This window comes from Pedobacter namyangjuensis, assembly GCF_003313325.1.
Taxonomy (GTDB): domain Bacteria; phylum Bacteroidota; class Bacteroidia; order Sphingobacteriales; family Sphingobacteriaceae; genus Pedobacter; species Pedobacter namyangjuensis.
In genome coordinates this window covers 476,951-497,636 of record NZ_QMHQ01000002.1, presented here as the reverse complement: position 1 = coordinate 497,636, position 20,686 = coordinate 476,951, and the positions used below count along the sequence as shown (strand labels likewise).

The window sequence follows — 20,686 nt, the reverse complement described above, 5'->3', positions numbered from 1 at the left end:
AAAAAAATGAAAAAATATATCACGCAATCAATACGTCTAACATTAGTTCTAATGGTGCTTTTATGCATATTATATCCATTGAGCATTGCCTTGGCAGGAAAGATGAGCAGCGGAAATGGAGGTGGAGAAAAAATTACAAGAAACGGAAAAGTAATTGGCTATGCACTGCTCGGACAGTCCTTCACAAAACCTGAATATTTTTGGGGGCGACCTTCTTCAGTTGATTACAATGCTGCAGGATCGGCAGGCTCAAACAAAGGCCCTTCTAACGAGGATTACCTGAAATTGGTTTCTGACAGAATAGACACCTTATTGAAGTATAATCCTGGCATCAAAAAGTTAGATATTCCGGCTGATATGGTAACGGCATCTGGTAGTGGGCTTGATCCAAATATTTCTGAACAGGGTGCAATCATCCAAATTAAAAGAATAGCCACCATAAGAAAAATTGACGTTCGCAAAGTTGCCGAGTTGGTTGTTAAAAATACTAATAAACCAATTTTGGGATTGTTTGGACCAAGTTCTGTAAATGTACTTAAACTAAACCTGGCCCTCGACGAGCTTAACTAAAATTGATCTTGCGTGTCGAGCTTGGTTGCTATGCAGTTGCCTGCCATAATCCAGCGATAAAAATGCCACACCACAACTATTTTTAAAACATCCCATATATAATAAAAAGAAGATTAACATTATGAAAAAAATAATATTTACGGCGATAGCTATTGCCGTTTCGATATTTACTTATGCACAGGAAACTGCAAAAATTAAAGTTAGCGGGTATCTGGAAACTTACTACGGATATGATTTTAACAAGCCCTTGGATAACAATCGCCCAAGCTTTGTCTATTCGCACAACAGACATAACGAGGTTAACTTGAACCTTGGATTTATCAAAGCTGCCTACGATAGTGGCGGGGTACGGGCAAATGTGGCACTTATGGCAGGTACCTATACTAATGCAAACTTGGCTGCCGAACCTGGTGTTTTGAAAAATATTTTTGAGGCAAATGCTGGGCTAAGGCTAAGTGAAACACAAAACATATGGGTTGATGCAGGCATCTTTTCGTCTCACATCGGTTTCGAGAGTGCAATCTCAAAAGATTGCTGGGTACTTACAAGAAATATATCTTCTGAAAATACGCCCTACTATGAATCTGGTGCCAAAATTAGCTATGCGTCTGCAGACGGAGAATTTACAGCAACCTTACTTTACCTAAACGGTTGGCAAAAGATTAATAGAACTAATGGCAACAGCAAACCTGCTGGAGGAATGCAACTGAGTTATAAACCTACTGGAAAACTGACGTTAAACTATAGTAATTATTTAGGTAAAGAAGGTGAAAATGCAGTAGCAGTAGCCAGATTTTATCATAATTTTTATGCAATTGCACAGTTAACAGATCAGTTTGGGCTTACGGCTGGATTTGATTACGCCACGCAACAAAAGGTGAAAGGACAGTCCGAAAAAAGCGAGATCATATCTCCAGTGCTTATTGCACAGTATAAGTTAGACCCAAAATTTGCCGTTGCAGCAAGAGCTGAATATTATAAGGACCCCGACGGTATGCTTATCAACACCGGAACCGACAAAGGTTTCCGTACCACGGGTTACTCGCTAAACATAGACTATGCGCCCATTAGTAATGCAGTAGTTAGGTTAGAGGGTAAGGTTTACGACAGCAAAGACAGGATTTTTACAAGAGATTTGGGATTGGTTAACCATAATGCATCAATTACTGCGAGCATTGCGGTATCCTTCTAAATTTGTGGTTGCTAATAAAATAAATAGTGTCTTTACTAAACTTAAATTAATCGTGTAATTGTGATTAGCTTAGTGCCTTTAACGATTGCATCTGGCTCGTTGTTTTTGTAAAAAAACGTTTCAAATTTATAAGGTGATACCGATCTCGAAAAGCCGTAAAAAATATTGAAGCTCATTTTGTTTGTTCTTGTTGTTTTATTGATCCTTGGGCTTAGTATTATAAAATAGAACGATTTTTATGCAATAGTTAATGTAAACTCATGGAAGAGAATAGAGAAGAATCGGTCGGTAGGTTTCTAGACCTTGTAAAAAAATCAAGACGAGGAAAGCTAAAGATATACCTAGGCATGAGCCCAGGCGTTGGCAAAACTTACCGTATGCTCCAGGAAGCGCATGCACTTTTTAACAGTGGTTTAGATATATGTATTGGGTATGTGGAAACACATAAACGAGTTGAAACCGAGATGCTTGTAGATGGGATTCCGATTATTTCCAGGAAAAATATTTTCTATCGCGGTAAATTTTTAGAGGAGATGGATGTGCAAGCCATTATAAATAGACGCCCAGAGATTGTTATTGTTGATGAGCTTGCGCATACAAATGCAGAAGGAAGTAAGAATTCGAAACGCTGGCAGGATGTGTTTGATATTCTCGAGGCAGGTATCAGTGTAGTCTCGGCAGTAAATATTCAACACTTAGAAAGTATAAACGAGGAAGTAGAACAGATAACCGGCGTCACCATAACCGAGCGAATTCCAGATAAGATATTGGAAATAGCCGATGAGATTGTAAACATTGACCTAACAGCCGACGAGCTAATTACAAGACTTAAGGAAGGTAAGATATACGATAAAAGTAAGATAGCGCAAGCATTAGGAAATTTTTTCCAGCCCGATAAGATTCTTCAGCTAAGAGAATTGGCATTGAAAGAGGCAGTACATCAAATAGAGCGTAAAATCCACGTTGAAATTCCCAGATCGATCAAACTCCGTTCCGAGAAGTTCTTGGCCTGCATTTCATCAAATGCCCAAACAGCAGGCATCGTTATAAGAAAAACGGCAAGGTTGGCTTCTTACTATCACTCTCCGTGGATTGTTCTTTATGTGCAGAGCGATAGAGAGCGTTTGGATAAAATTCGGCTTGATAAGCAGCGCCATTTGATCAATCACTTTAAGTTGGCAACAGAGCTGGGAGCAGAAGTTGTAAAGGTTACCAATAACCATATTCCGCAGGCAATTATAGCTATGGTAGCCCAGCGAGATATTACTACGATCTGTATCGGAAAACCACATCTCAATATTTTTCAGATTATTCTTCGAACGGCTATCTTCAACCAATTGCTCCGTAGTATGGCAACTAGGGATGTTGATATAGTAGTTTTATCCTAGCATAAAATTAATGGTAATTTTAGAAATTAAAATATAAGACATGAAAATCAAAACCAAACTGCGTGCAGGATTCGGCTTTTTATTTATTATTATACTTGCATTCGGACTTATTGCACTTTTTTTTCTCAACTCTATATCCTCAAAGGCCAAGTTTATTTTAAAAGACAATTATGAATCTATAGGTTTCGTGTCTCAAATGAGAGAGGCGCTCGATAAGGGAGAACGACCATTGTCTAAGCAAAATGCAGAACTTTTCGAAAAAAATCTTAATCTGGAAAAGCGAAATATTACAGAACCGGGAGAGAAAGTGGCAGTAGAACGATTGGGAGTTGCTTACAGTAAATTCACTAACAATGCAATGTCCACAACTGCTAAAGAGTTAGAAAGGGAAATACGGTATGCGCTTAGGGATATCGAAGAGCTGAACATGAAAGCTATTAGTAATAAAAATGAATCTGCTAATAAAGAATATTCTCGTGCCGAGACTTTTATTGCCCTTTCAGCCTCTTGCTGTTTTGTAGTGCTGCTTACGTTTATCTTTAACTTTCCTGGCTTTGTCGCCAACCCTTTGGCTGAATTCAGTAGCGCAATAAAACAGGTAGGCAACGGAAACTATTTGCACAAACTTCATTTTAATAATAACGATGAGTTTTCTGAATTGGCTGTATCTTTCAACAGCATGGCAAAAAAGTTGCACGACTGGGAAAATAGTAATATTTCTAAACTAAAGTCCGAGAAATCAAGGATTGAAGCCATTATCGCTCAAATGCAGGATGCAATTATCGGTATTAATGAAAATGGAGAGGTGTTATTTCTTAACAAATTGGCGGCTCAACTTTTGGAAGTTAACGAGAAAGAAACCATTGGTCAGAATGTAGAAGAACTAGCGAAAAAGAACGATTTGCTAAGACGCGTCACTCAACTTAATCAGGATAACAAGCTCTTGAAAATATTTGCAGATGAGCGGGAATCCTATTTTGAGTTGGAATCAAGAGAAATAGTAATTCCGAATATCCAAAGCGATGAGGCTGAGCCCATCTCCACCTCGAGTAAGTCGGCGGGTAAAGTATATGTGCTTAAGAATATTACGCAGTTTAAAGAGCTTGACGAGGCAAAGACCAATTTTATAGCCACCGTGTCTCACGAGCTAAAAACGCCATTGTCTTCTATTAAGATGAGTTTGAAGTTGTTAACCGACAATAGAATTGGGGCGGTAAACAATGAGCAAATGGAACTGCTAACGCATATACAAGAAGATAGCGATAGGTTGCTAAAAATAACTAGCGAGCTGTTAGATCTTTCTCAGGTAGAAAGTGGTAATCTAAAACTCAATTTTGCGATGGCTAAACCGGAACATATTGCAAAGTTTGCAATTGATGCGGTAAATTTTCAAGCTGAGCAGAAATTGATCCAATTGGAACTTAAATCTGAAAGTAACCTCCCTGAGATAAATGTAGATGTTCAGAAAACGGTTTGGGTACTGGTTAATTTTCTCTCAAATGCGCTACGTTACAGTTCAGAACAATCTAAAGTGCTTATAAACGTCCTTTCTAAGGATAATTCAATCGAATTTTCGGTTAAGGATTTTGGAAAGGGAATTGAGGAGAAGTATTGTAAGCGTCTTTTTGATCGCTATTTTCAAGTACCTACCGATGGACAAAATAAATCTGGTTCTGGTTTAGGTCTGGCCATTTCAAAAGATTTTATAGAGGCAGAGGGAGGTGAAATTTGGGTAGAAAGTTCGGTTGGCGAAGGAAGCACTTTTGGATTCAGGTTGCCTAAAAGTTAATTTAAGTTGTTTCTGACTGCATTATTTGAGAATCGTACAGTTTATGTCTTAGTTTTGCAAAGGATTAATATTTTCCAATTCAACATTCAAATAAGCGTTAGCTATTGCAGATTAAATAATAAATTGCCGATTAAAAAATGAACAATCAAGTTAGTGAAAACCCGCAGGTGAGTATGGTTCCAACCTTTCATGAACTAATAAATACACCATTTCTGCAAACAGTAAATGCGATTTGTTGGCAAAGAAATCTGGTAGGGGATTTCAGAGAAATTGTTTCAAAACTTGAACTAAGAGATGATCTTACCAATATTTCGGTTGATGAGTTGCTAAACTTGTCCCTTACTGATAATGGTGAATTGGCAAGGAATATTATTCTAGAAGATTTAAGGTTATTGTCGGATGCAGGTGCATCACCATCACTTAATTTAATTAAAAATTATGAACGTGATACAGGTTTGGATTTCATTTCAACCGATGTGTATTCTTATCACGTAGATCGTTCGCCTGTAGAAACAGCTACTTTTTTATGCACTTATTATGGTGCCACAAGTGATATTTTGCCAAATGATCAGGCCGAACAGAAAATTCTGAATCCTGAAATTCGCCTTAAGCTAAAACAACTCTATGATGGTGCGGAAATTGGCTTTGAAAACTTTCTTAGCGAAAACTTTTTTGATCTTCACTATCTCCAAAAACCCGGCGCAAATCCGTATAATTTAGGATTAGGTAGTCTGTGGAAATTAGCAGTCGACCATCCGGGGCAAGTTGTTTTACCCTGTATCCACAGAGCACCTATAGAAAACCACGGTGAATACAGGCTGCTTTTGATTTGCTGAAATTTACAAAAGTAAGTTGAATCTTTCCCAATACAAATTTGAGAACGCATACGAGGATTAGCTAGAAATAGCTATTTAAAATCAATTACGTTTTTAGTTTGTTCAGTGGGTATGTTTACAAATACAATCATATCTAACAAGATCTTAGCGATTGCTCGAGAACGTGGATTGCTTAAAAGCGTATGCCCATCTGAAATTGCCAGAATGCTTTTTCAAAATGATTGGCATTCGCATATGGAACAAATACGTAAGGTAGCAATAGCTCTCGAAAAGCTCGGGAAAGTAATTATTACCCAAAATGGCATTCCGGTATCAACAGACTTTATAGAAGGTCCAATCAGAATAAAAATCAGCAAGCTTTAAGCTCAGCTAAATGTATTGCAAACTGGCTTTATCTTGCGCAAATTGATGATAGCATATTTCCATTTGACGACACTAGCCATTCAGTTTAAAAAAATCAATGGACGTAATCGAAACAAAATCAGCTTCAATATACTTTATTAATAACGATTATCTAGGTTGCTTAGGAACCTTAAAGAAGATGACTTAACTGTACGCAAAAGCGATGCGTATGCCGAAAATTACTTTAAGGTCTTGTTTGTGACAATTAATGATAAATTAAAGTTGCTTAAAGAATGATATAACAAAACAAATCCATTGAAAACTACCGATATGGACAGGAGAAAATTTTTATCACAATCAACCATTGCATCGGCAGGAATATTGGCCTCGGTCGCCATGCCGGCAATCGGTAGTACGTTTAATCAATTAATTATGGCAGAAAAAACAAATAAAGAACAGCGCTATCGTCCACTTACACTTTCAGGCTTTGGCGGGGTGGCGGCTGGGAATGGATTTCATGAAAATCCGGATAAGGACGTTTATGAGGCACTTGAGGCCGCATGGCAAGCTGGAGTGAGGTTCTACGATACCTCTCCATGGTATGGCCTCGGCTTAAGCGAGCGCCGTTTTGGACATTTCTTGCGTAATCAGAAACGTGAAGATTATACGCTCTCTACAAAAGTAGGTAGAATGCTTACTGCTGATAAGGATTTTGTACTGAAGCAAGGGATATGGAAAGGTAAGCTCAATTTCAACTATAAATATGATTATACTGCGGCCGGTGTTCGTAGAAGCGTTGAAGATAGTTTGCAGCGTTTAGGGCTACCGTACCTTGATATCGTATTCATCCATGACTTATCGCCAGACAACGGCGATATGAAAGAGAAATGGGTGGAATATTTCGATGTGGCCCTTAAGGGAGCAATGCCGGAACTTACTAAAATGCGTGAGGAAGGGCTTATTAAAGGCTGGGGGCTGGGTGTTAATACGCTGGAACCAGCAATTAAAACAATCGAAAAAGCAGATCCAGATATTTTTCTCTCTGCTACGCAGTATTCCTTGATCAAACATGAAGATGCACTTGAAAAACTGTTTCCGTTATGTGATGCCCGAGGAATTTCGGTAGTGGTAGGTGCACCGCTTAACGCCGGTTTTTTAGCTGGAGTAAACCGTTACGACTACAGTGGCGACTTCCCGGCTGGTTCCAGAGAAAAACTTGAAAAGCTAAAGAACATTGCTTCTAGGCATAATGTAGACCTTCGTACTGCGGCATTACAGTTTGCAGCAGCTCCAAAAGTAGTTTCTGGCGTTATTCCAGGTGCTTGGAATGCAGTGCAATCAAAAGCTAATGCAAATTCTTTCGAAGCTTCTATTCCAAAGCAATTTTGGGATGAACTTAAAAGGGAAAACCTTATCGCTTCATCGGCTGAAACACCGGGATAATCATACCTAGTTCATCAATAAACCGGCCGTAAGCCTTATTTACTTATTGTTTGAGTTTATCAAAACGATTAGGTTAACCGTGTTATGAGGTAGGCATAAAATGACCACGCAGAAATTGCTAACATATCTAATGATTTTGAGTAATGCTTGAAATGTCCTGATATTAATCGGGACATTTTTAATTTTTTAAATCTGCTGGTATACTTTTTAGTAAACAAAACTTCATCCTAGGGGTTAACATTCAGTGAAGATTGCTAGCTATAATATCAACGGAATTAATGGTAGGCTTGCGCTGCTATTGCGTTGGCTTAAGGAATCAAATCCTGATGTAGTTTGTTTGCAGGAACTTAAGTGTCAAGACAAAGACTTTCCTCAATCTGCGCTTTTAAAGGCTGGCTATCACTCTATTTTTCAAGGTCAAAAAAGCTGGAACGGAGTTGCCATTTTAGCTAAACAAGAAATAAAGGAAACTAAACGAGGATTGAATGGCGACCCAGCAGATGAGCAATCCCGCTACATTGAAGGATTTGTATTTGGCATGGTAATCGGTTGTATTTATATGCCAAATGGAAATCCGGCACCCGGACCAAAGTTTGATTATAAACTTAGTTGGTTTAAAAGATTCTCTTCCCATGCAAAAAAATTACTTGCATTTGATTTGCCCGTACTCCTTGTTGGCGACTTTAACGTAATCCCTACCGAACTTGATACGTACAAACCGGAAAAATATTTAGCTAATGCGCTCTTTTTTCCAGAGATAAGGAAAGCTTATGAGAAACTATTGAAACAAGGTTTTACAGACTCCATCAGAAAGCTTTATCCTGATGAGCGCATTTACACGTTCTACGATTATTTGCGAAATGCTTTTGATCGCGACGCCGGCCTACGTTTAGATCATTTATTACTTAACCAAACAGTTCTACAACGGTTATCCGCCGGAGGCATTGATAAGCATGTAAGGGGCTGGAAGAAATCCAGCGATCATTGTCCGGTGTGGATTGTACTTCGAGACGAGTAATTTTATCACTTTAATAGATGCAAATCAACTTTTGTTATGACTCATAGGTGACCAGCCAGCTAACTAAGGATGATTAACTTCGTATTAAATAGTAAAGAAATGAAAAATATAGGATTTCTATCTTTCGGCCATTGGTCCGATCATCCATCATACCAAGCCCGTACTGCTGGCGATACTTTGCTTCAATCTATTGACCTAGCCGTTGCTGCCGAGGAGATTGGTTTGGACGGCGCATATTTCCGGGTTCATCACTTTGCAAGGCAACTTGCCTCGCCCTTTCCCTTACTGTCGGCAATTGGGGCCAAAACAAACACCATTGAAATTGGCACTGGTGTAATCGATATGCGTTATGAAAACCCATTGTACATGGTAGAGGACGCTGGTGCTGCAGATTTGATTTCTGGAGGACGACTGCAATTGGGCATTAGCAGAGGGTCGCCAGAGCAGGTGGTTGATGGCTGGCGAAAATTTGGTTACGCACCCAGCGATGGCGAAACGGATGCCGATATGGGCCGTAAAAAAGCTTTAGAGTTTTTGAAGCATTTAGATGGAAAAGGTTTTGCCGAACCCAATCCAAACCCAATGTTTCCCAACCCTCCTGGATTGCTTCGTCTGGAACCGTATTCGAACGGTTTGAGAGAAAGAATCTGGTGGGGTGCAGCCTCTAATGCCACCGCTGTTTGGGCAGCTGAAAACGGGATGCACTTACAAAGTTCTACCCTTAAGTTTGACGAAAGCCGTAAGCCTTTTCATATTCAGCAGGCAGAACAAATAAGATTGTATAAAGAAGCTTGGAAAGGAGCAGGCCACCAACATGAACCTAGAGTATCGGTAAGTCGTTCTATTTTTGCATTAATGAACGACCAGGATAGGTATTATTTTGGTCAGCAAAGCAAAGGTGCCGATAGTTTCGGTTACATAGAGCCAACTCAACGGGCTGTATTTGGAAGGGGATATGCAGCGGAACCCGATCAGCTGATAAAGGAGCTTGCGCAAGATGAGGCAATAGCGGAAGCCGACACCTTGCTTTTGACGGTACCAAATACTTTAGGTGTAGACTACAACGTTCACGTTCTTTCTTCAATTTTAGAACATGTTGCTCCTGGGCTGGGATGGCGCTAGTTAAGAGTCGAACGAATCGGTATATGCGATAGCTTGTTATTTAGCGATGAAACTAATATAGAGTGTTAGTTAAAATGGTTTTTGTAAATATTTGAAAATTAATATTATAAAATTTATTAGGTTTCGTTTTGTTTCGGTTTATATGGTTAATAATTTGGGATTTCTAACTGCCTAGGGTTGATGGTCTTAGTTTTTTGAGCTGAAGCATCAAAATATTATGGGCTTTAAATATTCATCGCTTCTTATTTGATTTAAATATTTATGATACAAATATTTAAGTGATTTTATATAAACTAAAGATTTCCATAAATTTACTTTGCTGAATTTACATTTTGCTTAAGCTATAGACATTACCGTGTGCTACGCGACTATCCTTAGCAAAAAATATAAGTTGGGCAAGTTCTATTTTGAACTCAAGCTTCCGTAATTGCAAAAGGGATAGATATTTGGGTCCTTACTATTTTTCGCTTGTACGCTCATTTATCTTTTCATCTGCTAATTCTTTATCTTCTTGCGTTGCTACCGGAACATTGTTATGTTTTTCTGCTTTCGGGTTGTAGCATAAATCAACACACATAGAAAAATGGTCTGATCCACAGTTAGGCAATCTTTTTATAGAACTCAGCGCAAAATCTGCGGAACAAAAAATATGGTCTAAAGGGAAACGTAGAAAGAAATATTTTGCATTAAACGAGTTGAAAAATCCTCTGCCACGGCGTGGATCTAGCAAACCGCTAATTTTACCAAAAAGTTCTGTAGTATAACTCCAAGCAACATCGTTCAAATCGCCCATAACAATTACAGGGTACTTACTTTCCTTTGCCTTTTCGGCTATTAAAAGAATTTCCTTATCGCGTTCTGTAGAACGAGGATTTTCTTGCGGTACTGGCGGCTCTGGATGTAAGCAGTAAAGTTTAACCAATTGCCCAGACGGAAGGTCTATTAAAGTCTCTATGGAAGGAATATCGTTTTTAACCAAATATTTAACATTACCATCTAACAGCTCGAACTTCGAGTAAAAAATCATTCCGTATGTGTTACGCAAAGGTGCCTTAATTTGGTACGGATATTTTGGTATAAGCGCATCCATTTTACTTTCCCACCAATCGTCCGTTTCTACCATCAAAACTACATCAGGGTTATAAGTGTCAATCAGTTTCAAGTATTCCGTTGCTTTTTTATTTTCTTGGTAAACATTTGCAATAAATAACTTTAAATTGTTTTTGCTATTGGTGTCGCTTGTGCTAATTATTTGCTTTTTGCCGAAAATCGTAAACGGGAAGATTAAGAAAATTAAATAGCCAAGATTTACTAATAGGAGAGCTGAAACAATTTTGTCTGTTATTGTAACGGGGAAAGCAAATAAAAAAATCGCTAAAACCAAACCAACGTTTAATACCAATTTCTGCAAACGCGGATATTCGAAAACCCTGAAAATCCAAAAATCGTGTCGAATGAAGGGAATTAATGTAGATAGAATGGTGAAAATACTTGTATATAATAATATGTCGCGTATCATTTTCGGCAGATAGGTTTTATAGCGCTTTTAAAAGCTGCGCTAAGATAGTATTATCGCGATTAGGATACGAATAATAAGAAACTAAAACAACTGTAAATTAACCGACGAATTACTAGTTGCCGTACGATCTTGGGCTACGAGAGCCTGTTTTCTATGTTTTTCAATCCAAGAAACGTAATTTGTGGTATCCATTGGCACTGCTAGCAGATTTGCGCCAATTTGCATTACGTTAATTTTATGTTCTATGTGTTGTCTTAATTTTTGCAATTGATGCTGTAACTGCTGTTGGATTTTATTCTTTGGCTTAATTCTAATTAGTTTTAATATGGGGTTAATAGATTTTAAATTAAGCTCTTTTACAAAATATTCCTTCGCAGCCATAATGCGCTCATGTAAACTCGCTTGTTCTGCAAATCCACCTTGATGGTGTAATTGTTTAATTTGGGTTTGAAATTTTTCTAAAACAGCGGTCATCGTTATAATACTTTCTTCAAGTACCTTAAACTGGGCTTTTAATTCGGGATGCGCTTTCATCACATCATTATCTTTGCTAATTGACTCAAGTTCGTTGCCGATGCTAGTAAAAGAGAAATGGTCTAATACAATTTTAAGGATGAATTCTTCCTGCGATTTAATCAACAGCTCATCCAAATCTGCTAAACTCAATGGTTTTAAATAAGCAAGAACTTCTCTGTTAGAGCGTAAACTATCTTTATTTATTTTCGATTTTAAAATCAGTCCGTTTAATGTTTTAACCCGACTTAAAGCCACATAAACCTGACCGGCAATGAAAGATTTTCCGGCGTCGATAATTGCGTGATCAAAAGTTAAACCTTGGCTTTTATGGATGGTAACAGCCCAAGCCAATTTAATAGGGTATTGAGAAAATTCACCCACTTGCTGCTGTGAAACTACATCGTCTTCATTTATTTTGTATTCAAAAGATTGCCATGAACTTTTCTGCAACAGTAGAGAATCTTCACTCGGGAACGCAACAAAAATGTCTCCGTTTGTAATGGCTTCTATTTTGCCAATTTTTCCGTTGTAAAACTTTCTTTCTTCGCCGGTATCGTTCTTAATAAACATTACCTGTGCGCCAACTTTTAACCTAAGTTGTTGTTCGGCCTGTAAGCCTAGTTCTTTAAAATCGCCGTCTATTTCTGCATCCACAACAAATTCTTCCGCATCAATTTCGTCTAACTTTTTGTTGTTTATGGCAGTTGCTTCTGCATTATGAGAGGTGATGATGATTGGGTTTAAACCATCGCTACTTGCATGTTCCGGCTCGTAACGTTCGTTTAAAAGTTTCAAATCTTCCTCGTCAATTTGGTTGTTTCTTATGTCGTTTAGTATTTTTATAAAAGTTTCTTCGGTTTGTCGGTAAACAGTAGTAAGCTCTATTTGCAAAACCGGGTAATTTCTGATAACCAAAGAATCAAAAAAATAAGGAGAGGGATAGGCTCTGCTTAAAAAAGCCCAATCTTCTCTTTTAGTTACTGGCGGAAGTTGGTACAAATCACCGATTAGGAGCAATTGTATGCCTCCGAAAGGTAGGTTGTTTTTCCGAACCGAGCGAAGTATGGCATCAATTACATCCAACACATCACAACGAACCATAGAAACTTCGTCTATAACCAACAGCTCAAGCTCGTTAAAAAGTTTAAGCTTATCTCTATTATAGCTTAAATCTGACACGGTCGATTTTATAGATGTTATGCCAGATTGTAAATGCTGGAAACTGATATCGCCAGGAAAAAATGAACCCGGAGGAAGTTGAAAAAATGAATTTATTGTAGTTCCTTTTGCATTTATTGCCGCCACACCTGTAGGTGCGATTACTGCCATTTTTTTAGCGGTATTGGCTTTTATTTTTTTTAGCAGTGTTGTTTTACCAGTGCCGGCCTTTCCAGTTAAAAATACAGACTGATTAGTGTATTCTATAAATTCAAAAACTTTATCGGCTAAGGTATTTGGCGTGGCATCACTCATCATCTTACAAAAATAACCAAATTAAAAAGCGACTGGAAAATAGTTCTTAACAGAATTAAATTAACTTATTTCATCTTGGTCTGGCAACACCAGTAAAGGCAATTTCGTAAATCGGGCCAGTTTTTTGGTGTGGCTAATTTCAAAAATTTCGGCTAGCAATGTGTGGTTTCTATGGATCATGGCAATAATAGAAATCTGTGTGTTTTCAGTAATCCATTGTAAACCATTGTAGATATCACTATTGTTCAACTTCTTATAGTAAACACGATCATAGTTAATTTTATTGGTGATGCAGTTTAAAAAGTGCTTAGCCTTATTTCTGTCTTCTTTTTCTGGTTTTGCAACGTGCGCCAATAGTATATCGCTATTAAACGGGTAAAATAAAGAAATTAATTTATGCACTGCGTTTACATCGCTTTCACGTAAATCTGTCGCAAATGCAATCTTTTTCAAATGATCAAAACTACTTTGTTTTGGTATTAGCAATATTGGAGTTTTAGCTTTCTCAATTAGCATTTTGCTGTTGCTACCAATAATAAATTGCGTCAATTTTCCCGCCCCGGCTAATCCCATTACAATTAAATCTATATTTTGCGCTTCGCACAGCTTGTCTACAACTTCTTTTACAGCACCAATCTCAACACTATAGGTTATTGGCACGTCGCTGTTTTCTGTTAAAAATCGTTCTAAAAACAAAGCTAAGTTTCGGTCTGCTTCATTTTTAATGTCCGCATATTCTTCTAAAGGCCATACAATTAATCCAGACATAGGGTTATTAGCTGGAACTTTTATGGCATGGAAAAAATGTAAACTAGCAGGCAATATTTTTGCTAGAGCAATTGCGTATTTGCTGGCGTTGCTTGCATAGTCAGAAAAATCTATAGGGACTAAAATCTTTTTCATGGCTTTATTTTTCTTTAAAGAACTAGTTGTGGATTTTTAAAATCCTACTAATAAGTGAAATGCGGTTTGCATCAGCAATATGGCGATTCCTATAATCACATATTTCCTGCTACTTTCTTCAGCTACCTTTTCTGCAATATTTCGTTTTTTCATCTCTTTTTATTTCACCCAAAGTTAGTTTCGTATGCTTGCTATAAAACTGATAATCATCATATTATGTGATGATAATAAACATCGGTATTTTTTGGTTTAAATGGACTGCTAGCGAAGTTTGCTAGTTTAGTGCAGAGCAAAAGTGATAGAAATCATTTTTTAGCGTGATAGATACAACAGCATCATCATTGAGATATAGATAGTTTTGAGATTTAAAATTATATAAAAGTCAATGGCACATAATTTTCACATCCCGGTACTAGGTTTAGGTTTTTCTATAGATACACCGCTTAAAGTGGCTCGTTACGGCATATCATCTGTTGTTTCCATTGTTGATGATGAATTAACGGAGAGAATGAGGCAATTTCATTCTGAAAAAAATAATGCAGCCTACCAGCCAATTAAAAAAACAGAAAAGGATTACAGGGCTTTAAGGTTAACGGCTTATTTAAATTTGTTGGATGATTTGGTTGCAAAGCAATTCGAAGTGATCAAAAAATTACCTTTTGAGGAAGGAAATGACCTGTGCAAGTATTTTGAATTGATGCCGGAAGACTCGCAACTTAAACAAGGTTATGATTTAATGATGGAGTTTGAACCCGGAGAAAGGCGAACAATTTTCGAGAACATATTACGTGCGAAAATGAATCGTGGTAACATAGACGTAAACATTATGGCCAAGGTTGATAAGATGAACTATGTTAACGACGAATTTACAGGCGATGAAAATACTGATGCAATGGCAGCATTAAGGGGATTCGCAAAAAGTAAATTAACCTCTTCGTTAGTTTTATCTGCAGGAATGAATCCTCATTTGTATAGTTATTTAGCTAGTTTTGAAGATTTTTTTCCAAATGAACAGGGTGAGTTGCGCAAAAAAGTAATATTAAAAGTGAGCGATTTTCGCTCTGCGTTTATACAGGCGAAGTTTTTAGCGAAAAAAGGAATTTGGGTTTCTGAATTTAGAATTGAATCTGGTTTAAATTGTGGCGGACATGCCTTTGCTACCGATGGCTTTCTGCTCGGACCCATTTTAGAAGAATTTAAAACGCGAAGAAATGAGATGCTTGCAGAATTGTCTCAGCTTTACGTAACTAGTTTGGGCGGGCGAGCGAGTTTAACTAAGGTGCCACAGCAGAAAATTAGTGTGCAAGGCGGTATTGGTACTGCAGAAGAAAATAGATTTTTGTTAGACTATTATAAAGTGGATGGAACTGGCTGGGGAAGTCCATTTTTATTAGTGCCAGAAGTAACCAACGTAGATGTTGAGACGGTAGAAAATTTAAAGAATGCAACAGAAGACGATTACTACCTAAGCAATGCATCTCCACTGGGCATCTTGTTCAATAATTTTAGGCATAACAGTATAGAAAAAAAACGATTGGAGCGTATTGCGAAAGGCCGACCAGGAAGCGCATGTACAAAGAAATATCTGTGTAGCAATACAGAGTTTACAGATCAACCTATCTGTACGGCATCTAGAGAATATCAAAACCTTAAGATTAAACAATTGGAGACTGCCCATCTTTCTGAAGAAGAATTTAAGCATTGGTTCGATTTGATAACCGAGAAAACTTGTTTGTGCGAGGGTTTGTGCGCATCTGCTTATTTAAAAAACGATATGTTAAAGCCCAAAGAGAATAATGCTGTAGCAATTTGTCCGGGGCCGAATTTAGCCTATTTCTCTAATGTTTACTCTCTAGAGGAAATGGCAAAACATATTTATGGCAAGTTAAACCTGTTGGTTTCAGTTAAGCGACCGCACTTTTTTATAAAAGAACTAAACCTCTATATCGATTATCTTCAAACTGAACTAAAAAATCATATCGAAGATCTTAACGGTAAGAAAAAGAAATATTTAACTAATTTTAAAAACCAATTGCAAGAAGGAGTTAATTACTATAAAAAAATGTATAGCGAAACATCTGGCAAGGCCTTACTTATTCAAGAACTTGATTACAACGATTTGCTCGCATCAGAAAGTAAACTCCATAACACACTTATTTAATTTAGTGATTATTTTAATCGCTAAAAATGGCAAAAACAATATATTTGGCTTAAATGGAAAGAGCTAGACTACTAAATGCAATTATCGAAAATGCTATTGATGGAATTATTACCATTGACGATAAAGGAACGATAGAGCATATCAACTCAGCTGCGTTAACGCTTTTTGGATATGAAAAAGAAGAGTTAGTTGGCAAAAATGTATCCACGTTAATGCCCCAACCAGATAAAGAAAAGCACGATGGATATATTGGGAACTATAACCAAACTGGCAAAAAACACATTATAGGCATTGGCAGGGAAGTATACGGCCAGCGAAAGGATGGCAGTACTTTTCCGTTTAGGCTAGGTGTAAGTGAAGTAAAGTTTAGCGATAGAAAAATTTTTACAGGTTTCATTCATGATTTATCTCGCCAAAAGGATGATGAAATAAGAATCAAAAGTTATACGGAAGAGCTGGAGTTAAAAATTAAAGAACGTACGCAGGATTTAGTAAAACTGATTAACGAATTGGAGAGTGCTAAGGAGCATGTTAGCGCATTGTTCGAAAAGGAGCGAGAATTGAATCAGCTTAAAACTAGATTTGTTTCCATGGCATCTCACGAGTTTAGAACGCCGTTGAGCTCAATACAGTTATCTGCTTCATTGATAGATAAATATACAGTTAAGAATGATGTTGCTAGTGTAGAGAAACACACTGCTAAAATCAAAAATTCAATTAATAATTTAACCACCATATTAAATGATTTTTTGTCGCTAGAAAAGTTGGAAGCTGGTAGAGTAGAAGCTAATCCTACCTCATTTAATATCATAGCTTTTGCAGAAGAGATTACCGAGGAAATGCAGTTGATTAGTAAACAAAACCAGCTGATTGTATACGAACATAATGGTACTAAGGCCGATGTTTTTATTGACCAAAATCTCCTAAAAAACTGCATAATCAACCTTATTTCTAACGCTATTAAATATTCTGGCGAAAATACCATGATACAGTTTAACAGTACGGTTAGCGATAATGAGTTGATTATTGAAGTAATTGATAATGGAATCGGTATTCCGGATGTTGATCAAAATAATTTGTTTGAGCCGTTTTTTAGGGCACATAATACTGGCGATATTCCAGGTACAGGTTTGGGCTTAAACATCGTAAAACGATATGTTGGGTTAATGAATGGCACGGTTTCTTGCAAAAGTTCACAGAATGTAGGTACTACGTTTACATTGACTTTTAAATTTTAATTTACACTTGTAATGGCAAAGAAAGTTTTAATAATAGAAGATAACGACGATATTAGAGAGGGTACTGCGGAGATGCTTGATTTGGCCGGTTACGAAACCATTACCGCTAATAATGGAAAGATTGGTGTGGAGCTAGCGGTAAAAAATCTTCCTGATATCATTTTATGCGATATTATGATGCCCGAGCTTGATGGCTATGGTGTACTTTACCTATTGCATAAAAATCCAAAAACAGCTTCCATACCTTTTATTTTCATGACGGCCAAAGCCGAGCGGGCCGATATGCGTAAAGGCATGGAAATGGGAGCAGACGATTATTTAACCAAGCCATTTGATGACGTTGAGCTGTATAACGCTATAGAGAGTAGGTTAAAACGTAGAGTTAAACCAGAAGGATTTCAATCTACACCGGCTGATAAAGAGGCTTTATTTTTTGAATTGAAAGGTAAGGGTAAATCTCGTTCTTTCGCTAACAAACAAATTATTTTTGTTGAGGGCGATGAGCCAAACTACCTTTATTATTTAAAAAGTGGTCAGGTTAAAACCTATAAACGCTTCAAGGATGGAAGAGAATTGTCATCTACCTTGTATAACGATGGCGACTTTTTCGGTTATGAAAGTTTATGTAGTGGCTCTTCTTATGCAGATAATGCGGCAACGCTTTCGAACTGCGAAATCCTCTTGATCTCCAAGACTGATTTTATCGATTATTTACTTAATCATCAAGAGATTTCATCTGCATTTATAAATCTATTATCAACCAGCGTTAGGGCTAAAGAGGAACAAATGCTACAGCTGGCTTACTTCTCGGTGCGTAAACGTGTCGCTGAAGCCTTGATTCAAGTAGCCCATAAATTCGGCGACAAAGAATCTGATACTTGCACATTAAAAATTTCGAGAGACGATTTAGCTGCACTTGTGGGCACAGCTAGCGAAACGGTAAGTAGAATGCTAGCCGATTTTAAAGAAGAAAACTTGATAGAAAAAACAGGTAATGCTATTAATATCAAATCAATTAAGCGTTTGAAAGAGATAAAACAGTAGGTTGCTTGCGTTTGGCGTTGATCGTTATTCGTCGTTCGTTGTTGGTTTGCAGTTCGTCCTCACGTAGTTTTAACTGTCTACCATGTCGAACCAACTAAAACTTAATCGCACCCAAGATTTTTAGCTTGTAAAGCTAGGGTTTTTCCAATTTAAACTTTTTAAACGCTAATTCGGTATTCAGGGCTTAGGACTTTTTATTTTAAAGTTTCTGTGGCAGACTTTCTACCTGAACTTTTTACCTTTAACTTTCCACTTTTGACTTACCGTGATGAAGATCACTTTTTTGTCTAACCAACCTCATCTACGTTAGCGAAAGGCATAGGTAGTTTTGCATACACAATTATTCATCGTATGAAAGCTATTGCTTATAATATTAAACCTAATGAAAAAGAATGGTTGGTTTTGGCCAATTACAAAAAGCATGACATTACCATTATTGCTAATAGCTTAAGCAAAGAAACTTTGGCTTTTGTTAATGGAAAGGAAGCACTATTGGTTTTTAACCAAGACAAAGTGGATGCAGACTTAATTGCAGGTTTAAGGGCTAACGGCATTAAATACATTGCAACTACCTCTTTTACTACAGACCATATCGATTTAAATGCGGCAGCACTCGCTGGGGTAAAAATTGCAAATGTTCCGTTTGAAGATGGTGCAAACACCAGTTTTGAAGGTATGCAGCAGGTTATAAAAAACCTTGATCAATGGGCGGCAGGTATTTGCGTGGGTAGTGCATGTGCTTGTGCATTAAACTGTCGTGCACATAAAAAGGAGGGCTAAAAATGGAAACATTAAGTCTTTTAAAAAAATATAACGTGGCGGCGCCTCGCTACACAAGTTACCCAACTGTTCCGTATTGGGATATAGCGAAGTTTACAACAGAAAAATGGCTAAATGCCTTAAAAACAAATTATGCCAATAATAGCTCTGAAGGCATAAGTGTTTACATTCACTTGCCTTTTTGCGAGAGTTTATGTACTTATTGTGGTTGCAATACACGCATCACCAAAAATCATGGTGTAGAAGTTCCTTACATTGAAGCGGTTATTAAGGAGTGGGAGATGTACTGTGAAGTTTTGGGCGAAACACCTAAAATTAGAGAATTGCATTTGGGCGGCGGAACACCAACTTTTTTTAGCGCCAAAAATCTGAAAACTTTGTTGGATGCCATTTTAGGTAAGCAACATACCATCGATCAAATAGAATGTTCTTTCGAAGGGCATCCAGACAATACAACTGTTGACCACCTTCAAACACTTTACCAATTCGGTTTTAAACGTGTAAGCTTAGGCATTCAAGATTTTGATCCACATGTACAGCTGATGATTAATCGTTTTCAAACAGTTGAACAAGTTGCCACCATAACTAATAAGGCCAGAGAAATAGGTTATGATTCGGTTAATTTTGATTTGATCTATGGCCTACCTTTTCAAAATTTAAATGGTTTAGCTAATACAATTAAAGAGGTTATCAACCTAAAGCCAGATAGGATTGCATTTTATAGCTATGCCCATGTGCCTTGGTTAAAGCCTGGCCAGCGACGCTATACCGAAAGAGATATTCCCAAAGAGAACGAAAAGTTTGCGCTGTACCAATTAGGAAGAGAAATATTGTTGGATGCCGGGTACAAGGAGATTGGTATGGATCATTTTGCCCTAGGTAGCGATGCGCTTTTCAAAGCAAGTGAAAACAGAAAATTACATCGAAATTTTATGGGCTATACGCATCAGTATACCAGCATGCTTTTGGGTTTGGGCGTATCTTCGATAAGCGATAGCGGCAATGCTTTTGCACAAAACTTAAAAACCGTTGAAGCATACCTTAAAACTATAAATAAAGGAGATTTCGCTTTGGAAAAAGGTCATTTACTTACTGATTTAGACCTCTATATCCGTAAACACATACTTAATTTGATGTGCCAAAACGAGACGAAATTTAGCAATCAAATTCCTTTAATTATAAGCGAGCGATTAGCACCAATGGTTGCTGATAAAATTGTGAAACTGGACGATTACAGCGTTACAGTCTCTGAGATCGGAAAATCGTTTTTAAGAAATATATGTATGGCTTTCGACGAGCGGTTATGGCAAAAACAACCAGCCACAAAGGTTTTTAGTACAGCCATTTAAAAC

At 37.5% G+C, this 20,686-nt stretch carries 17 protein-coding genes; 14 read left to right on the top strand and 3 right to left on the bottom strand.

What is annotated here, in order from left to right; translation table 11 throughout:
- Positions 1-6: 6 nt before the first annotated feature.
- From DUT69_RS09295 to DUT69_RS09255, 9 genes are all read left to right on the top strand, one after another.
- Complete coding sequence (locus DUT69_RS09295) at positions 7-570, top strand: K(+)-transporting ATPase subunit C (protein WP_113652954.1); 564 nt, start codon at positions 7-9, stop codon at positions 568-570.
- Between the two features lie 121 nt (positions 571-691).
- The gene (locus DUT69_RS09290; protein WP_113652953.1) at positions 692-1,762 is read left to right on the top strand and encodes a porin; all 1,071 of its coding nucleotides are present in this window, start codon (positions 692-694) and stop codon (positions 1,760-1,762) included.
- Between the two features lie 260 nt (positions 1,763-2,022).
- Positions 2,023-3,150: a sensor protein KdpD gene (locus tag DUT69_RS09285; RefSeq protein ID WP_113652952.1), complete on the top strand. Its 1,128-nt coding sequence runs from the start codon at positions 2,023-2,025 to the stop codon at positions 3,148-3,150.
- A 40-nt stretch (positions 3,151-3,190) separates the two neighbouring features.
- On the top strand, positions 3,191-4,939 hold the full coding sequence (locus tag DUT69_RS09280; protein WP_113652951.1) for a HAMP domain-containing sensor histidine kinase: 1,749 nt from the start codon (positions 3,191-3,193) through the stop codon (positions 4,937-4,939).
- Between the two features lie 137 nt (positions 4,940-5,076).
- On the top strand, positions 5,077-5,775 hold the full coding sequence (locus DUT69_RS09275; protein WP_113652950.1) for a DUF1826 domain-containing protein: 699 nt from the start codon (positions 5,077-5,079) through the stop codon (positions 5,773-5,775).
- 111 nt (positions 5,776-5,886) lie between these two features.
- Positions 5,887-6,138, top strand: a complete 252-nt coding sequence (locus tag DUT69_RS09270) for a DUF3253 domain-containing protein (RefSeq protein ID WP_113652949.1) — start codon at positions 5,887-5,889, stop codon at positions 6,136-6,138.
- A 294-nt stretch (positions 6,139-6,432) separates the two neighbouring features.
- Positions 6,433-7,560: an aldo/keto reductase gene (locus DUT69_RS09265; RefSeq protein ID WP_205314243.1), complete on the top strand. Its 1,128-nt coding sequence runs from the start codon at positions 6,433-6,435 to the stop codon at positions 7,558-7,560.
- 244 nt (positions 7,561-7,804) lie between these two features.
- Positions 7,805-8,578 carry an exodeoxyribonuclease III gene (gene xth / locus DUT69_RS09260; RefSeq protein ID WP_113652948.1) on the top strand — a complete coding sequence of 258 codons (774 nt, stop codon included), beginning with the start codon at positions 7,805-7,807 and terminating at the stop codon, positions 8,576-8,578.
- Between the two features lie 99 nt (positions 8,579-8,677).
- Positions 8,678-9,700, top strand: coding sequence for an LLM class flavin-dependent oxidoreductase (locus DUT69_RS09255; protein WP_113653448.1), 1,023 nt, complete (start codon positions 8,678-8,680; stop codon positions 9,698-9,700).
- A 457-nt stretch (positions 9,701-10,157) separates the two neighbouring features.
- Here DUT69_RS09255 and DUT69_RS09250 read toward each other — a convergent pair whose 3' ends face one another.
- From DUT69_RS09250 to DUT69_RS09240, 3 genes are all read right to left on the bottom strand, one after another.
- Positions 10,158-11,219: an endonuclease/exonuclease/phosphatase family protein gene (locus tag DUT69_RS09250; protein ID WP_113652947.1), complete on the bottom strand. Its 1,062-nt coding sequence runs from the start codon at positions 11,217-11,219 to the stop codon at positions 10,158-10,160.
- A gap of 81 nt (positions 11,220-11,300) precedes the next feature.
- Entirely contained in the window at positions 11,301-13,211 is a 1,911-nt protein-coding gene (locus tag DUT69_RS09245) for an ATP-dependent DNA helicase (RefSeq protein WP_113652946.1), read from the bottom strand.
- 57 nt (positions 13,212-13,268) lie between these two features.
- Positions 13,269-14,111 (bottom strand): universal stress protein, encoded by an 843-nt coding sequence (locus DUT69_RS09240; protein WP_113652945.1) that lies wholly within the window; start codon positions 14,109-14,111, stop codon positions 13,269-13,271.
- Positions 14,112-14,496: 385 nt separating this feature from the next.
- Here DUT69_RS09240 and DUT69_RS09235 point away from each other — a divergent pair, with 385 nt between their 5' ends.
- The 5 genes from DUT69_RS09235 to hemN all read left to right on the top strand — a co-directional run bounded on the left by DUT69_RS09235 (position 14,497) and on the right by hemN (position 20,683).
- The gene (locus DUT69_RS09235; protein WP_113652944.1) at positions 14,497-16,272 is read left to right on the top strand and encodes a hypothetical protein; all 1,776 of its coding nucleotides are present in this window, start codon (positions 14,497-14,499) and stop codon (positions 16,270-16,272) included.
- A 53-nt stretch (positions 16,273-16,325) separates the two neighbouring features.
- The gene (locus DUT69_RS09230) at positions 16,326-17,510 is read left to right on the top strand and encodes a PAS domain-containing sensor histidine kinase (RefSeq protein WP_113652943.1); all 1,185 of its coding nucleotides are present in this window, start codon (positions 16,326-16,328) and stop codon (positions 17,508-17,510) included.
- A gap of 12 nt (positions 17,511-17,522) precedes the next feature.
- Complete coding sequence (locus tag DUT69_RS09225; RefSeq protein ID WP_113652942.1) at positions 17,523-18,554, top strand: response regulator; 1,032 nt, start codon at positions 17,523-17,525, stop codon at positions 18,552-18,554.
- A gap of 351 nt (positions 18,555-18,905) precedes the next feature.
- Entirely contained in the window at positions 18,906-19,334 is a 429-nt protein-coding gene (locus DUT69_RS09220; RefSeq protein ID WP_113652941.1) for a Rossmann-fold NAD(P)-binding domain-containing protein, read from the top strand.
- A 2-nt stretch (positions 19,335-19,336) separates the two neighbouring features.
- Positions 19,337-20,683 (top strand): oxygen-independent coproporphyrinogen III oxidase, encoded by a 1,347-nt coding sequence (hemN, locus tag DUT69_RS09215; RefSeq protein ID WP_113652940.1) that lies wholly within the window; start codon positions 19,337-19,339, stop codon positions 20,681-20,683.
- Positions 20,684-20,686 lie beyond the last annotated feature (3 nt).

Bases quoted from the DNA above. Each gene is read 5' to 3' on its own strand.
- hemN (WP_113652940.1), top strand. From the start codon at position 19,337: ATGGAAACATTAAGTCTTTTAAAAAAATATAACGTGGCGGCGCCTCGC.
- DUT69_RS09240 (WP_113652945.1), bottom strand. From the start codon at position 14,111: ATGAAAAAGATTTTAGTCCCTATAGATTTTTCTGACTATGCAAGCAAC.
- DUT69_RS09220 (WP_113652941.1), top strand. From the start codon at position 18,906: ATGAAAGCTATTGCTTATAATATTAAACCTAATGAAAAAGAATGGTTG.
- DUT69_RS09230 (WP_113652943.1), top strand. From the start codon at position 16,326: ATGGAAAGAGCTAGACTACTAAATGCAATTATCGAAAATGCTATTGAT.
- DUT69_RS09235 (WP_113652944.1), top strand. From the start codon at position 14,497: ATGGCACATAATTTTCACATCCCGGTACTAGGTTTAGGTTTTTCTATA.
- DUT69_RS09225 (WP_113652942.1), top strand. From the start codon at position 17,523: ATGGCAAAGAAAGTTTTAATAATAGAAGATAACGACGATATTAGAGAG.
- DUT69_RS09290 (WP_113652953.1), top strand. From the start codon at position 692: ATGAAAAAAATAATATTTACGGCGATAGCTATTGCCGTTTCGATATTT.
- DUT69_RS09280 (WP_113652951.1), top strand. From the start codon at position 3,191: ATGAAAATCAAAACCAAACTGCGTGCAGGATTCGGCTTTTTATTTATT.
- DUT69_RS09285 (WP_113652952.1), top strand. From the start codon at position 2,023: ATGGAAGAGAATAGAGAAGAATCGGTCGGTAGGTTTCTAGACCTTGTA.
- DUT69_RS09270 (WP_113652949.1), top strand. From the start codon at position 5,887: ATGTTTACAAATACAATCATATCTAACAAGATCTTAGCGATTGCTCGA.
- DUT69_RS09275 (WP_113652950.1), top strand. From the start codon at position 5,077: ATGAACAATCAAGTTAGTGAAAACCCGCAGGTGAGTATGGTTCCAACC.
- DUT69_RS09295 (WP_113652954.1), top strand. From the start codon at position 7: ATGAAAAAATATATCACGCAATCAATACGTCTAACATTAGTTCTAATG.
- DUT69_RS09255 (WP_113653448.1), top strand. From the start codon at position 8,678: ATGAAAAATATAGGATTTCTATCTTTCGGCCATTGGTCCGATCATCCA.
- DUT69_RS09250 (WP_113652947.1), bottom strand. From the start codon at position 11,219: ATGATACGCGACATATTATTATATACAAGTATTTTCACCATTCTATCT.
- DUT69_RS09245 (WP_113652946.1), bottom strand. From the start codon at position 13,211: ATGATGAGTGATGCCACGCCAAATACCTTAGCCGATAAAGTTTTTGAA.